Annotated in this window: 11 protein-coding genes; 6 read left to right on the top strand and 5 right to left on the bottom strand. The window is 63.4% G+C overall.

Annotated features, from left to right (window positions below):
- Positions 1 to 60: 60 nt before the first annotated feature.
- Genes fepD through fepC form a run of 3 tightly spaced genes read left to right on the top strand, consistent with a single transcriptional unit; the run spans position 61 to position 2,848 of the window.
- Positions 61 to 1,068, top strand: a complete 1,008-nt coding sequence (gene fepD, locus AS136_RS03720) for a Fe(3+)-siderophore ABC transporter permease (RefSeq protein WP_023297205.1) — start codon at positions 61 to 63, stop codon at positions 1,066 to 1,068.
- On the top strand, positions 1,065 to 2,057 hold the full coding sequence (fepG, locus tag AS136_RS03715; protein WP_012968727.1) for an iron-enterobactin ABC transporter permease: 993 nt from the start codon (positions 1,065 to 1,067) through the stop codon (positions 2,055 to 2,057). The genes fepD and fepG overlap by 4 nt, the downstream gene beginning before the upstream one ends.
- Complete coding sequence (gene fepC / locus AS136_RS03710; protein ID WP_012542491.1) at positions 2,054 to 2,848, top strand: iron-enterobactin ABC transporter ATP-binding protein; 795 nt, start codon at positions 2,054 to 2,056, stop codon at positions 2,846 to 2,848. The genes fepG and fepC overlap by 4 nt, the downstream gene beginning before the upstream one ends.
- A 64-nt stretch (positions 2,849 to 2,912) precedes the next feature.
- Here fepC and entF read toward each other — a convergent pair whose 3' ends face one another.
- Genes entF through fes form a run of 3 tightly spaced genes read right to left on the bottom strand, consistent with a single transcriptional unit; the run spans position 2,913 to position 8,244 of the window.
- Positions 2,913 to 6,794 carry an enterobactin non-ribosomal peptide synthetase EntF gene (gene entF / locus AS136_RS03705; protein ID WP_063266668.1) on the bottom strand — a complete coding sequence of 1,294 codons (3,882 nt, stop codon included), beginning with the start codon at positions 6,792 to 6,794 and terminating at the stop codon, positions 2,913 to 2,915.
- Between the two features lie 10 nt (positions 6,795 to 6,804).
- Positions 6,805 to 7,008, bottom strand: a complete 204-nt coding sequence (locus tag AS136_RS03700) for an MbtH family protein (protein WP_004178967.1) — start codon at positions 7,006 to 7,008, stop codon at positions 6,805 to 6,807.
- Between the two features lie 27 nt (positions 7,009 to 7,035).
- Positions 7,036 to 8,244, bottom strand: coding sequence for an enterochelin esterase (gene fes / locus AS136_RS03695; protein WP_023322211.1), 1,209 nt, complete (start codon positions 8,242 to 8,244; stop codon positions 7,036 to 7,038).
- A 259-nt stretch (positions 8,245 to 8,503) separates the two neighbouring features.
- Between fes and fepA the strand changes: the two genes are divergently transcribed.
- Positions 8,504 to 10,732 carry a siderophore enterobactin receptor FepA gene (gene fepA / locus AS136_RS03690; protein ID WP_022065110.1) on the top strand — a complete coding sequence of 743 codons (2,229 nt, stop codon included), beginning with the start codon at positions 8,504 to 8,506 and terminating at the stop codon, positions 10,730 to 10,732.
- A gap of 66 nt (positions 10,733 to 10,798) precedes the next feature.
- A complete protein-coding gene (gene entD, locus AS136_RS03685; protein ID WP_023322210.1) occupies positions 10,799 to 11,428 on the top strand; it encodes an enterobactin synthase subunit EntD in 630 nt (209 codons plus the stop codon).
- A 34-nt stretch (positions 11,429 to 11,462) separates the two neighbouring features.
- Here the strand turns inward: entD and AS136_RS03680 are convergent, their stop codons facing one another.
- Positions 11,463 to 12,398: a transketolase family protein gene (locus AS136_RS03680; RefSeq protein ID WP_023322209.1), complete on the bottom strand. Its 936-nt coding sequence runs from the start codon at positions 12,396 to 12,398 to the stop codon at positions 11,463 to 11,465.
- Positions 12,391 to 13,221 carry a transketolase gene (locus tag AS136_RS03675; protein WP_008805574.1) on the bottom strand — a complete coding sequence of 277 codons (831 nt, stop codon included), beginning with the start codon at positions 13,219 to 13,221 and terminating at the stop codon, positions 12,391 to 12,393. Before AS136_RS03675 ends, AS136_RS03680 begins: the two co-directional genes overlap by 8 nt.
- A 374-nt stretch (positions 13,222 to 13,595) precedes the next feature.
- Between AS136_RS03675 and AS136_RS03670 the strand changes: the two genes are divergently transcribed.
- On the top strand, positions 13,596 to 14,546 hold the full coding sequence (locus AS136_RS03670; protein WP_002893602.1) for a sugar-binding transcriptional regulator: 951 nt from the start codon (positions 13,596 to 13,598) through the stop codon (positions 14,544 to 14,546).
- Positions 14,547 to 14,712 lie beyond the last annotated feature (166 nt).

Below are 14,712 nucleotides of genomic sequence, written 5' to 3'. Positions count from 1 at the left end.
CATAGCTGAATAAAATCGATAACGATAATTACTATCATTATCATATCAGGGATGTCAGTTATGTCGTTTTCTACGACCGCGGTACGCTCTGTCGCCGTGCCCGGATTGTTGCTATTACTCGCCTTAGCCGCCGCGCTTAGCCTGACCATCGGCGCCAAATCGTTGCCGATCGGCACGGTATTCACCGCCTTCAGCGGAACCTGTCAAAGCGCCGACTGCACCATCGTGCTGGACGCGCGCCTGCCGCGTACCCTGGCCGGTCTGCTGGCCGGCGTCGCCCTCGGTCTCGCCGGCGCGCTGATGCAGACGCTCACCCGCAACCCGCTGGCCGACCCCGGCCTGCTGGGGGTCAACTCCGGCGCCAGCTTCGCCATCGTCCTCGGCGCGGCGCTGTTCGGGATCACCTCCCCGCAGGAGCAACTGCTGCTGGCGTTTTGCGGCGCGCTCTGCGCCTCGCTGCTGGTGGCCTTTACCGGCAGTCAGGGCGGCGGCCAGCTGAGCCCGGTGCGCCTCACCCTCGCCGGGGTCGCCCTTGCGGCGGTGCTGGAGGGGCTGTCCAACGGCATCGCCCTGCTCAACCCGGACGTCTACGATCAGCTGCGCTTCTGGCAGGCCGGTTCGCTGGATATCCGCACCCTGCAGACGCTGAAAATTGTCCTGCTGCCGGTGGTGATAGCGGGGATCGCCGCCCTGCTGCTGAGCCGGGCGCTTAACAGCCTGAGCCTCGGCAACGATACCGCCACCGCCCTCGGCAGCCGCGTCGCCCGCACCCAGCTGATCGGCCTGATCGTCATCACCGTCCTGTGCGGCAGCGCCACCGCCGTCGTCGGCCCCATCGCCTTTATCGGCCTGATGATGCCGCATATGGCGCGCTGGCTGGTGGGGGCCGATCATCGCTGGTCGCTGCCGGTCACCCTGCTCGCCACCCCGGCCCTGCTGCTGTTTGCCGACGTGATTGGCCGCCTGCTGGTGCCCGGCGAACTGCGGGTATCGGTGGTGAGCGCCTTTCTCGGCGCGCCGGTGCTGATCTGGCTGGTGCGCCGCCAGCCGCGGGGAGGTGGCCTGTGATTGCCCCGTCCCGCCGCCTGATAGCCAGTTGCCTGGTGCTGATGGCCGCCAGCCTGCTGATTTCCCTGCTCGGGCTGGCGCAAGGCCCGGTGCCCCTGACGATTGACCAGGTGTTCTCGGCGCTGTTCGGCGATGCGCCGCGCAACGTCGCGATGGTGGTGAACGAATGGCGGCTGCCGCGGGTGTTAATGGCGCTGCTCATCGGCGCCGCGCTCGGCGTCAGCGGCGCCATTTTCCAGTCGCTGACCCGCAACCCGCTCGGCAGCCCGGACGTGATGGGCTTTAACACCGGCGCCTGGAGCGGCGTGCTGGTGGCGATGGTCCTCTTCGGCCAGAACCTGACGGCGATTGCCCTGGCGGCGATGGCCGGCGGGGTGTTGACCTCGCTGGTGGTCTGGCTGCTGGCCTGGCGCAACGGGATCGAGACCTTCCGCCTGATCATTATCGGCATCGGCGTGCGCGCCATGCTGGTGGCATTCAACACCTGGCTGCTGCTGCGCGCCTCGCTGGAGACCGCCCTTTCTGCGGGCCTGTGGAACGCCGGATCGCTTAACGGCCTGACCTGGGGTAAAACCTGGCCGTCGGCGCCGCTGATCCTGTTGATGCTGGTGGGCAGCGCCCTGCTGGTTCGCCGGATGCGACTGCTGGAGATGGGCGACGATACCGCCTGCGCGCTGGGTGTGCAGGTCGAGCGTTCGCGCCTGCTGCTGATGCTGGTGGCGGTGGTGCTCACCGCCGCCTCGACGGCGCTGGCCGGGCCGATCTCATTTATTGCGCTGGTGGCGCCGCATATCGCCCGCCGCCTGAGCGGCACGGCCCGCTGGGGACTGACCCAATCGGCCCTGTGCGGCGCGCTGCTGCTGGCGCTGGCCGATTACGGCGCCCAGCGGCTGTTTATGCCGTGGCAGCTGCCGGTTGGCGTGTTAACCGTCAGCCTCGGCGGTATTTACCTTATTGCATTGTTGATTCAGGAGTCCCGCAAAAAATGAGTGCTGTCCCCTCCCGTTTGCGCGGCGAGCAGTTAACCCTGGCCTACGGTAACAAGACCATCGCCGAGTCGCTGAACGTGACCATCCCTGACGGCCACTTCACCGCCATTATCGGCCCCAACGGCTGCGGCAAGTCGACGCTGTTGCGCACCCTCAGTCGCCTGATGACGCCCGCCAGCGGCCACGTCTGGCTCGACGGCGCGCAGATCCAGCAGTACGCCAGTAAAGAGGTTGCCCGCCGTATCGGGCTGCTGGCGCAGAATGCCACCACTCCTGGCGATATCACGGTGCAGGAGCTGGTGGCCCGCGGGCGCTATCCGCACCAGCCGCTGTTTACCCGCTGGCGCAAAGAAGATGAAGAAGCGGTGAACAAGGCGATGCGGGCGACCGGGATCAGCGATCTGGCGCTGCAGAGCGTCGACACGCTTTCCGGCGGCCAGCGGCAGCGGGCGTGGATTGCGATGGTGCTGGCCCAGGAGACGGCGATTATGCTGCTGGATGAGCCAACCACCTGGCTGGACATCAGCCATCAGATCGATCTGCTGGAGCTATTGAGTGAGCTGAATCGCGAGAAGGGCTATACCCTGGCGGCGGTGCTGCACGATCTTAACCAGGCCTGCCGCTACGCCACCCACCTGATCGCCCTGCGCGACGGCAAGATCGTCGCCGAGGGGGCGCCGAAGGAGATCGTCACCGCCGATCTGATTGAACGGATTTACGGTCTGCGCTGCACGATCATTGAAGATCCGGTGGCGCATACGCCGCTGGTGGTCCCGCTGGGCCGCCGGTAATCTCCTCTTTCGCCGGCTTGCGCTACGCTGAGCCGGGCTACCTGCTGTAGCCCGAACTCAACCGTTACCCCAGAATCTCCCTGACCACCGGGCCGATGGCTTCAAAGGCCTGCGGGGAGATAATGTCGACGTGGGCGCAGTTCTGGCTGAACACCTCCAGTTCCGCCACCCACGGGCCCCATACGACCTGCGGATCCATCCCCGCCTGCCGCGTCTTCTCCGCCACGAAAAGCGTCGCCTTGCCGTCAAACTTCGCGCTGTGGGCGGTGGTTAACAGCCGCACCGCATCGGCATAGTTACCTTCGATAGCGCTGAACAGCTCGCCGGAGGCTTTCCCTTGCTGGGCGGCGAGGAACGCTTCGCGCTCGCGGTCGATCTCCGCCAGTACCTCGGGATCCAGCCCGTTGGCCTCTTTCTCTGCCCAGTTTTGCGTCTCCGGCGGCCAGGTATCCAGCAGGCCGAGGAAGGCCACCGCTTCGCCGCGCTGGCGCAAGCGGGCGGCAATCCCCTGGGCTAAGGTGCCGCCCAGCGAATACCCAAACAGGTAATAAGGGCCGTGCGGCTGCTGCGCCAGCAGCGTGCGCAGATGGTGCTCGCACACCTCGTCGAGGCTGGCGGCGCTGGCCATCGGCCCCTGCGGGCGCGGCGACTGAATACCGGTTATTGACCAGCGCGGGCTGAGATAGCGCGCCAGCACGCTGAACTGCCAGGCGAAGCCGGAGGCCGGATGGAAGCAGAACAGCGTCGGGCCGTCGCTCTCGCGCAGCGGCAGAAGCGTATCCAGCCCCAGGCGCCGGGCCTGCTCATCGCTGAGATCGGCAGCCAGCAGCGCGCTCAGTTTGCCCACCGTCGAGGCCACCATCACCTGCCCCGGGGTCACCTGCCGCGCCAGCTGGCGGCTGAGCTGTGCCGCCAGACGCATCGCCAGCAGAGAATGACCGCCGAGGGCGAAGAAATCGGCGTCGATATCGTTCACCTCGCAGCCCAGCAGCTGGCTGAAGGCCGTGGCGACAAGGGTTTCCATCCCGGGCTCCGGCGGCCGGCCGCTGCGCTCCCCGCCGAGGGCCGGCAGCGGCAGCGCTTTGCGGTCCAGTTTGCCGTTGGCGCTAAGCGGCAGCTCAGCGAGCTGCATCAGCACCACCGGCACCATATGCGGCGGCAGCTGTTCCGCCAGCCGCGCTTTCAGCGCCGCGGTATCCAGCGGCAGGCCGGAGTCAGAGACCAGATAGCCCACCAGCTGTCGGGCATCGCCGCCGGTCGCCGCCGCCTGATTGAAGACGCAGGCGTGACTCACCGCCTGCGCCACGTCCGGCAGGGCCGACATCACCCGGTCAATCTCGCCAAGCTCGATGCGCTGCCCGCGGATCTTCAGCTGGTCGTCGCTGCGGCCAAGATACTCCACCGCGCCGTTCGTCAGCCAGCGTGCCACGTCGCCGGTGCGATACATCCGCTCACCGGGGGCAAACGGGTCGGCGATAAAGCGGCTGGCGGTGAGGTCCGGACGTCCCAGATAGCCCTGCGCCAGCTGGATGCCGGTGAGATAAAGATCCCCCGCCACCCCCGGCGGCACCGGGCGCATCGCGGCATCGAGAATGCGCAGCCCGGTGTTCCACACCGGCCAGCCAATCGGCACGCTGCTGCCGGTCACCGCCGCCAGCTCAGGCCCGCAGGCCGGATACCAGCTGACGTCCACCGCCGCCTCCGTCGGGCCGTACAGGTTATGCAGCGGCGCGCCGGTTAAGCGCTCCCACTCGCGGCACAATTCCGTCGGCAGCGCTTCGCCGCTGCAGAATACCCGCCGCAGCGTGCGGCAGGCAGCGACGCTGTCGGCATCCAGCGAGGCGACAAACGCCGCCAGCATCGACGGCACAAAGTGGGTGGTGGTCACGCCGTAGCGGGCGAAGAACTGCTGCATCGCCTGCGGGTCGCGGTGCGCCTCCGGCTCGGCCATCACCAGCTGCGCGCCGGCGATAAACGGCCACCAGAACTCCCACACCGACACGTCGAAACTGCACGGCGTTTTCTGCGCCACCACGTCCTGGGCAGATAACGGATAGCGATCCTGCATCCACAGCAGGCGGTTGACGATGGCGGTCTGGCCGACCATCACCCCTTTAGGCCGCCCGGTGGAGCCAGAGGTAAAGATGATGTAGGCGGTATGGTCCGGTTTTGACAGCGCCAGCGGCGCGTCATCCCCGGCGGCCAGCGGCTGCTGATAGCAGAGGCTTTCCAGCCCCGGAATATCGCTGAAGCGGGCCAGTTGATCCTCCGAGGTGATCAGCAGCGACGGCCGGGCGTCTTCCAGCATCATCCGCAGGCGGTCGTCCGGGTAGCCGGTGTCCAGCGGCAGCCAGGCGGCCCCCGCTTCGACAATGCCATGCAGCGCCAGGGTCAGGAACACCGAGCGCGGCAGGGCCACCGCCACGCTGTCGCCCGGCTTCACGCCGCGCTGACGCAGCAGCTGCGCGAGCGCCACCACCTGCTGACGCATCTCGCGATAGCTGAACTGCCAGTGGGCGTCCGCCAGCGCCGGGGCATCCGGGGTCTTCCGCGCCTGGTCGGCCACCAGCGCGCTGAGGGTGGTGGCAGGCAGCGGCACAGCGGTATCGTTGACCGCCGCCAGCCGGGCCTGCTCATCGGCGGAGAGCATCTCTGCTTCGCCGCAGCGCAGCGCCGGATCGGCGGCGAACTGCGCCAGCAGCGCGGTCAGTCTCGCCACATGGCGACGGAGCTCGGCTTCGTCGTACCGGGCCTTGTTGGCGAGGATCTCCAGCGACAGCCCGCCGGTTTCATCCGGGAACAGCGCCAGCTCGAGATCGTTGACCGGGCCGGTGGCGAGGGTGTGGGTCAGTGCCTGCACACCATCGATATCCAGCTGGTAATCAAAGACTTTGACGTTCAGCACCGGGCCGAACAGCGGTTCGTCCCCTGCCGCTTTACCGCTGTCGCGAACGATCTGTTCGGCGTCATAGCGCTGATGGCGGCGCATCTTTTTCAACTGAGCGGCGAGGCGCATCGCCAGGTCTGCCAGCGTCTCCTGGGCGTCAATATGCACCGCCAGAGGCAGGACATTGAGCACCGGCCCCGTCGAGGTCAGCGCGGCTGAACCCATCCGGCGCATAAAGATAAAGCCCGCCGCGTAGTCCATCCGGTTGCACAGGCGGCCCAGCCACAGCGTGGTGAGCGCCAGCGCCAGGTCAGCGGGCTGACACTGCGGCGCATGGCCAGCCAGACGGCGGAAGGCGTCGGCGTTCATCTCCAGCTTCATCCGCCAGATATCGCTCCCGGCGGCGCGTCCGCCCAGCGGCGCGGCAGAGAGTGAGGCAGGCGACGGTAACGCCTGGCGCTGAGCCTGCCAGAAGGCTTTATCCCGCTGCCAGGCCTCGCTGCCGGCGTAGCGCTGGTACTCGTCCACCACCTCGGCGAAGGGGGTGAAAGGCGACTCAGGAGTGGCTTCCCCCCGCTGCCAGGCGCGGTAAATGGCGGCGATCTGCCGGGTTATCGCCGGGAAGCTGAAGCCATCCACCAGCAAGTGGTGATAACGCTGATACCAGTACCAGCGGTCGTCGCCGACGCGCAGCAGCTGATGGCACACCAGCGGGTTGCCGCCGTCGACACGCAGATCCTGCGCCAGGTCCGCCTGCATCCGCTCCGTGGCGGCGCGATGCGGATCCGGCGCCGTACGCAGGTCAATGATCGACGGTTCGCCAAAGGTGCGGTCGGCCGCCACCCACTGCCAGACTTCCCCCTCCTCTTCCTCAAAGCGCAGGCTGAGGGTGTCCGCCTGCTGCAGACCGGCGACAATCGCTTTTCCCAGCAGCGTTGGGTCGAGCGCGCCGCGCAGTTCAACATAGTGGGCCACGCTCCAGGCGCCTGGCAGAGTGGAGAGGCGCTCGGCCATCCAGATCCCCGGCTGCGCGGCAACCAGCGGTAAACGAGTGGTCATTGTCAGCTCCTTATGACGCATGATGGGCGGGGGTCAGGGTTGACCAGTTGGCCGCCAGCCAGGCGTTGCAGGCCTCGGCCGACTGCGGGGGGCACACCACCGCCCAGCCGGCAGGCAGGTCGCAGTGCGCCGGCCACAGGCTGTACTGCTGCTGATCATTGCGCAGAATGTAAAACTGCCCTTGCGGATTGTCGAAGGGGTTACTGAATTGCATATCAAACTCCTGTCGTAAAGCGCGGTGCTAAGGGTGCGACAGCAGAGGCTGCCAGAGCTGGATAAGCCCTGCCGTCAGCCCGCCGCGCCAGCAAAGCGCATCATGCCCGCCGTCAACCTGACGCCAGAAAATCGTCTGCTGTGTCGTAGTGAGTTGCGCCAACAGCGCCTGGTTGGCGCGAAAAATAATCGGTTCACGCTGGCCCGCTTCCAGCCAGATGCGCAGCCCGGCCGCGGACACCTCACCCTGGCGAAGCTGTTCGCCGATAAAGCCCGTCCCGCGGCCATCACGGTGCGGCCACCAGTAGGAGCCTGACTGGCTGAGTACGCAGCCAAAGCGCTGCGGCCAGTTGAGGGCGGCGAACATCGCCGCCAGGCCGCCGAAGCTTTGCCCGGCCACCACTGTCCGCTCCGGGCGGTCGCTGAACGGGGCATGGCCGCGGATCAGCGGCAGGAGCTCCTCCTGCACCGCCAGCCAGAAATCGCGGTGACAGGGCAGCTCAACCCCGCGGCGCTGGTTGTCGATCGCGTCGATCAGCAGGTAGACCGCCGGCGGCAGTCTCTCTTCGCGGGTCAGTGCGGCCAGCGGCGACCACACCGGCATGCTCTCGGCCCAGAACTGGCCGTCGAGCAGGATCGCCAGGGGCCGCGTTTGCGGGTCGACGGCCTCGCCGGTGGTGTAGATCCAGACCCGGCGATGGTTGCCCAGACGCGCGCTGCGCCACTCAAGGCATCGGGCGGGAGGATGCGCCTCATTAAACTGGTCCCAGCCGGGCTGCGCGGGCGCCTGCGGCATCTCCAGGGCCGACACGCCATGGCCGCGTCCGCCCTGCCAGCTGTGCGGGTTCAGCGGATCGGCTATCGCCCGCGGCAGCAGTTTGCGCCAGCCTTCGCGCAGCAGCGCGCGGTCGGGCGCGTCAGCGCTGAACACCTCAGGGGAAAAATCATCGTCACGGTCGGAGGGAATAAAACAGTAGCTACCGCGCCAGGTCGGCGACAGGGTGGTTCGCCAGGACCAGGCGTCGGTCCCGGGCAGACGCGTCAGCGATTGCGGCCGCGCATTCTGATGGTGGTCGGTCACGCCGGTGATATAGAGCCATACCCGACGGCGCGGAGAGTGCGTTTCATCCCCCGCCGGATCCCGCCACCAGAACGTCACCTCGATGGCGTCATCCACTGCGCGGCACTGCGGCCCCTGCAGGGTTTGCCACCACTCCTCGCTTCCTGTCCTTAACATTCTGTCATTAACCCTATGTATATCGTGACTTTTTTAATTAATTGTAATTCTTTATTGATAATATTATTGATAACTATTTGCATTTGCAATAGCGTATTAGCGCGCCGTGGGAAGCGCGTCTTTCACAAAACATGTCGAAGAGAGCTTATTCAGCTAGCGACGGAGTGCCTTTGCCCTCTTCCGGCAACATTTATGCCGCCTCCCCTCCCGGTGGGAAGGGGCGTTTGGGGAACGTGGCGACTAAAGAGCAGGAATAACAATGAATAACAGGATCAAATCCCTGGCCTTGCTGGTCAATCTGGGAATTTACGGGGTTGCTTTTCCGTTAAGCGCAGCGGAAACCGCCACCGACGATAAAAACAGCGCTGCTGAAGAGACCATGGTGGTCACCGCCGCCGAGCAGAATCTGCAGGCGCCGGGCGTCTCCACCATCACCGCCGATGAGATCCGCAAACGCCCGCCAGCGCGCGACGTCTCGGAGATCATTCGCACCATGCCGGGGGTCAACCTGACCGGCAACTCCACCAGCGGCCAGCGCGGCAATAACCGCCAGATTGATATCCGCGGCATGGGTCCGGAAAACACCCTGATCCTGATCGATGGCAAGCCGGTCACCAGCCGCAATTCCGTGCGCCTTGGCTGGCGCGGCGAGCGCGACACCCGCGGCGACACCAGCTGGGTGCCGCCGGAGATGATCGAACGCATCGAAGTGATCCGCGGCCCGGCCGCCGCCCGCTACGGCAACGGCGCCGCCGGCGGGGTGGTGAATATCATCACCAAAAAAACCGGCGATGAGTGGCACGGCTCATGGAACACCTATATGAACGCCCCGGAGCACAAGGATGAAGGCTCCACCAAACGCACTAACTTCAGCCTCAGCGGCCCGCTGGGCGGCGATTTCAGCTTCCGTCTGTTCGGTAACCTCGACAAAACGCAGGCCGACGCCTGGGATATCAACCAGGGCCATCAGTCCGAACGTACCGGGATCTATGCCGACACCCTGCCTGCCGGGCGCGAAGGGGTACAAAATAAAAACATCGATGGTCTGGTGCGCTGGGAATTCGCCCCGATGCAGTCGCTGGAGTTTGAGGCGGGCTACAGCCGCCAGGGCAACCTCTACGCCGGCGACACCCAGAACACCAACTCCAACGACCTGGTGAAAGAGAACTACGGTAAAGAGACCAACCGTCTGTACCGTAACACCTACTCGGTCACCTGGAACGGCGCCTGGGACAACGGGGTGACCACCAGCAACTGGGCGCAGTACGAGCGCACCCGCAACTCGCGCAAAGGCGAAGGCCTGGCCGGGGGCACCGAGGGGATCTTTAACAGCAACCAGTTCACGGATATCGATCTGGCGGATGTGATGCTGCACAGCGAAGTCAGCATCCCGTTCGACTATCTGGTTAATCAGAACCTGACGCTGGGCAGCGAGTGGAACCAGCAGCGGATGAAGGATAACGCCTCCAACACCCAGGCGCTGTCGGGCGGCACCATCCCGGGCTACGACAGCACTGGCCGCAGCCCGTACTCGCAGGCGGAAATCTTCTCGCTGTTCGCTGAGAACAACATGGAGCTGACCGACACCACCATGCTGACCCCGGCGCTGCGTTTCGATCACCACAGCATCGTCGGCAATAACTGGAGCCCGTCCCTCAACCTGTCGCAGGGCCTGTGGGACGACTTCACACTGAAGATGGGCATCGCCCGCGCCTATAAAGCGCCGAGCCTGTATCAGACCAACCCGAACTACATTCTCTACAGTAAAGGCCAGGGCTGCTACGCCAGTAAAGACGGCTGCTATCTGCAGGGGAATGAAGATTTAAAAGCCGAGACCAGCATCAACAAAGAGATTGGCCTCGAGTTTAAACGCGACGGCTGGCTGGCGGGCGTCACCTGGTTCCGCAACGACTACCGCAACAAAATTGAAGCGGGCTATGCCCCGGTCTATCAAAACAATAAAGGTACCGATCTCTACCAGTGGGAAAACGTGCCGAAAGCGGTGGTGGAAGGCCTGGAGGGGACGTTGAACGTGCCGGTGAGCGAGACCGTGAACTGGACCAACAACATCACCTATATGCTGCAGAGTAAGAACAAAGAGACCGGCGATCGTCTGTCGATTATCCCGGAATACACGCTGAACTCCACCCTGAGCTGGCAGGTTCGCGATGACGTTTCGCTGCAGTCGACCTTCACCTGGTACGGCAAGCAGGAGCCGAAGAAGTACAACTACAAGGGTCAACCGGTTACCGGCAGCGAGAAGAACGAGGTCAGCCCTTACAGCATCCTCGGCCTGAGCGCGACCTGGGACGTCACCAAATATGTCAGTCTGACCGGCGGCGTGGATAACGTCTTCGACAAGCGCCACTGGCGCGCGGGCAACGCCCAGACCACCGGGGGCGCCACCGGTACGATGTACGGTGCCGGCGCCGAGACCTATAACGAATCGGGCCGCACTTGGTATATGAGCGTCAACACCCACTTCTGATAGCGGCTTCTCCCTCCCCCGCCCTTGCTGGACAAAGGGCGGGGCCAACCGCGGTAACCTTACCCTATGCGCCACCATCACACCGCTTTGCCGCTGGCCGGCTATACCATCCAGCAGGTCGAATTCGACCCGGCGACTTTCCAGCCTGAAGATCTGTTCTGGCTGCCCTATCACGCCAGCCTGACCGGCTGGGGCCGCAAGCGGCAGGCGGAGCACCTGGCAGGACGCATCGCCGCGGTATACGCCCTGCGCGAGGTGGGGGAGAAACAGCCTCCCGCCATCAGCGACCAGCGCCAGCCGCTGTGGCCCACGCCCTGGTTCGGTAGCATCAGCCACTGCGCCCAGCGCGCGCTGGCGGTGATCGCCGATCGGCCGGTGGGCGTCGATATTGAGCGCCGGTTTACCCCCCAGATGGCGGCGGAGCTGGAGGACAGCATTATCAGTCCGGCGGAAAAAACAGCGCTGCTGCGCAGCGGCCTGCCCTTCCCGCTGGCGCTGACGCTGGCGTTTTCGGCAAAAGAGAGTGGGTTTAAGGCGACGCCTGCGGCAAATCAGCGCGCGCTGGGGTTCGCCGATTTTCAGATCGTGGACATAACGGCAAGCACCTTAGCGCTTGAGTTTGCGGAGCAACGCTATCCCTTGCACTGGATAGCGTCGGAGGAGCAGGTCATCACGCTTTGCGCATTGCAGCAGTAAACGCCCGCGCTTCACGCGACAGGCGTTCAGGCCATCAGTCTCTTTTTTGCACCAGGGCAACGATGGCGGCGGCATCAAACCCGTGGTACTGGCGCATCCAGCCGCGATCGGCGGCGGCGGCGTACTCCCCGTCCGGGATCCCCAACCGCTGCAGGGCAATGCCCACCCCCGCTTCCGCCAGCACCTCCGCCACCAGGCTACCCAACCCGCCGTTGACGTTATGCTCTTCGACGGTGATCACCGAACCACACGGCCGGAGCGCCGCCAGCAGCGCCGCGGTATCGCAGGGGCGGATCGACGGTACGCTGACCACTTTCGCCTGGATACCGAGGTCGGCAAGCTGCTGCGCCGCCTCCACCACTTCATGCACCGTCGAACCGGTGGCCACCAGCGCGACGTCCTCGCCTTCGCGCAGGGTCAACACGGCGCCGGGAACAAAGCGATACGACTCGTCAAGCAGCTCCGGCAGCGCCTTGCCATCGAGACGAATATAGACCGGGCCCTGATAAGCAAGAGCATAGTCGATGATCTGCCGACATTCGCGCGGCGTGGAGGGGGCGAAGATCTGGATATTGCCAAAGCCGCGCATCACCGCCAGATCCTCAATGGCATGGTGGGTGCTGGCCAGCGGGCCGTAGCTGGCTCCGGCGTTAAGGCCGAACAGCTTGACGTTGGTGTTGTTGTAGCAGACATCCACTTTGATTTGCTCATTGGCCCGCGAGATAAGAAACGGCGCGGCGTTACAGGTCACCGCCACTTTGCCGCCCAGCGCCAGACCGGCGGCGGTGCCGACCATGCTCTGCTCAGCGATGCCGACGTTCACCAGCCGACCGGGAAACTGCTTAATAAAGGGGGCGATTTTAGCCGTCGACGTGGAGTCGGCCACCACCGGCACCAGATCGACGCCGCTTTCCACGGCGGCGATAAAGGCCTCGACCATGACGTTAGCCAGGTGTTCTGTATTACTCATCTTTCAGTTCCTCCAGCGCCAGAGCGATCTCTTCGCCTTTCGGCACCCGGTGGTGCCACTCCGGGCGCCCCTGGATAAAGGAGATCCCCGCGCCTTTCGTGGTGTTGGCAATAATAACGTTCGGTTTACCGTTCTGCTGTAGCCCCTCGATGGCCGCGACCACCGAGGCCATGTCGTTACCCTGGCACTCGCTGACTTCCATACCGAAGGCGCGCCATTTATCGGCCAGCGGATCGGTATTCATGATTTCGCGCGTCGGCCCGGCCAGCTGGAGGTTGTTCTTATCATTAATAATGACCAGGTTATCCAGACCGTAGTGCGCCGCCGCCAGGGCGGCTTCCCAGTTACTGCCTTCCGCCAGTTCGCCGTCGCCGGTGATCAAAAAAATGCGGCGGGTGCTGTTGCTTTTCTTCGCGGCCAGCGCCAGCCCCACCGCAACAGGCAAACCGTGACCCAGCGCGCCGGTGTTCAGCTCGATGCCCGGCGTTTTCTGCCGCACCGGGTGGCCGGGGAGATGGGAGTTGGCATGCTGGTAGGTCTCCAGCCACTCGACCGGGAAGAATCCCGCTTCCGCCAGGACGCAGTAGTAGCAGCCCACCGCGTGGCCTTTCGACTGGATGTAGATATCGCGCTGCGGGTCGTCGAGCCGGTCCGGCGCGACGTTAAGGACGCGGAAATAGAGCGCGGTTAACAGTTCGACCTGCGAAAGGTCTGCTCCGGTGTGGCCGCCGGCCGGACTATTGGCGTTTAAGCGCACAATATGGCGCCGCACCGCGCGGGCTTTACGCTCCAGCGTCTGAATATCATATCTGTAGGGATTCATTTCACACCTCTGAATTTATTTTCAGCATGGAATATTTATTCCAGCAAGGACTAAAAAAACCAGATATCCCCATGCCGGGTGGTAAGCCTTCTGCCACAGCGCCCTACTCAGGAACATTCTGCCTCCCGCTCCAGGCGAAGCCCGGATAAACACATTGACTCGAAATCGCCTTGAATATATATTCAATAATGATTCTTTATTCGATTATGGCCTGGCTGTTTTGTTTTTGTCCATAGTCGATTTTGAGGATTGGCAAAAGTTAGACGCCTGTCACACTTAAGTCTGATTTTTTTTCGCGTATGATAAAAGTCACTACGATAATGGCTGCAGCTAACCGCCTGAAGAAAGGCGATAAATGATTTTCGAGGATTAATATGGCTAAGCAGGATGAACAACGGCTATTGGTTAAGATTGCCACGCTTTACTATCTGGAAGGACGAAAGCAGTCTGATATCGCCCAACTTCTCTCGCTGTCTCAGTCATTTGTCTCCCGCGCCATTACCCGCTGCCAGAAAGAAGGCGTCGTCAAGATCAGCGTCGTTCAGCCGTCCAACATCTTTCTGAAGCTCGAAAAAGGGCTTGAGGATCGCTACGGCCTTAAGCAGGCGGTGGTGGTGGATACCGAGGAAGAGGCCAGCGATCATACCATCAAGCGGGCGATTGGCTCCGCTGCCGCCCACTATCTGGAAACCCGGCTGCGGCCAAAAGATCTGATTGGCGTCTCCTCGTGGAGCTCAACCATTCGCGCGATGGTCGATGAAGTTCATGCGCAAAACCTGAAAGCCAGCGGCGTGATCCAGCTGCTGGGCGGCGTCGGGCCAAACGGTAACGTGCAGGCGACGATTCTTACCCAGACCCTCGCCCAGCGCCTGAATTGCGACGCCTGGCTGCTGCCGTCACAGAGCATCGAGGGATCCATGGAGGAGCGCAACCGGCTGCTGGCCAGCAAAGACGTCGCTGACGTGGTGTCGCGCTTTGATGAAGTGGATATCGCCATCGTCGGCATCGGCATTCTCGAACCCTCTCAACTGCTGAAAACCTCCGGTAACTACTATCACGAAGATATGCTGCAGGTGCTGGCGGCGCGCGGCGCGGTGGGTGATATCTGCCTGCACTACTACGACAAAAACGGCCATCCGGTGTTACGCGATGATGAAGATCCGGTGATCGGTATGGCGCTGGAGAAGGTCAAAAAATGCCCGAACGTGGTCGCGCTGGCCGGCGGTACCGATAAAGTCGCGGCCATCAAAGGCGCCCTCACCGGCGGCTACATTGATGTTTTAATCACCGATTATCCTACCGCTCGCATGCTGGTTAGCGACTAACCTGCCGCGCTGCTTTTCCTCACTGCCGCCCTGACGTGCTTTTTTAGCTTCAGGGCTGGCTCTGTTAATACATTTAAATTCAATCAGTTAATCAACCACTCCAGCCGCCAACTGCCGCTTTCACCGATCGGCGAAATGTGATTGCCAGCACAATTGATGATTTTTC

This window comes from Klebsiella sp. D5A (assembly GCF_001620885.1).
In the GTDB taxonomy this organism is placed as follows: Bacteria; Pseudomonadota; Gammaproteobacteria; order Enterobacterales; family Enterobacteriaceae; genus Klebsiella; species Klebsiella variicola.
The sequence above is the reverse complement of the archived record's forward strand: the minus strand, read 5'-3'. Positions and strand labels throughout refer to the sequence as shown.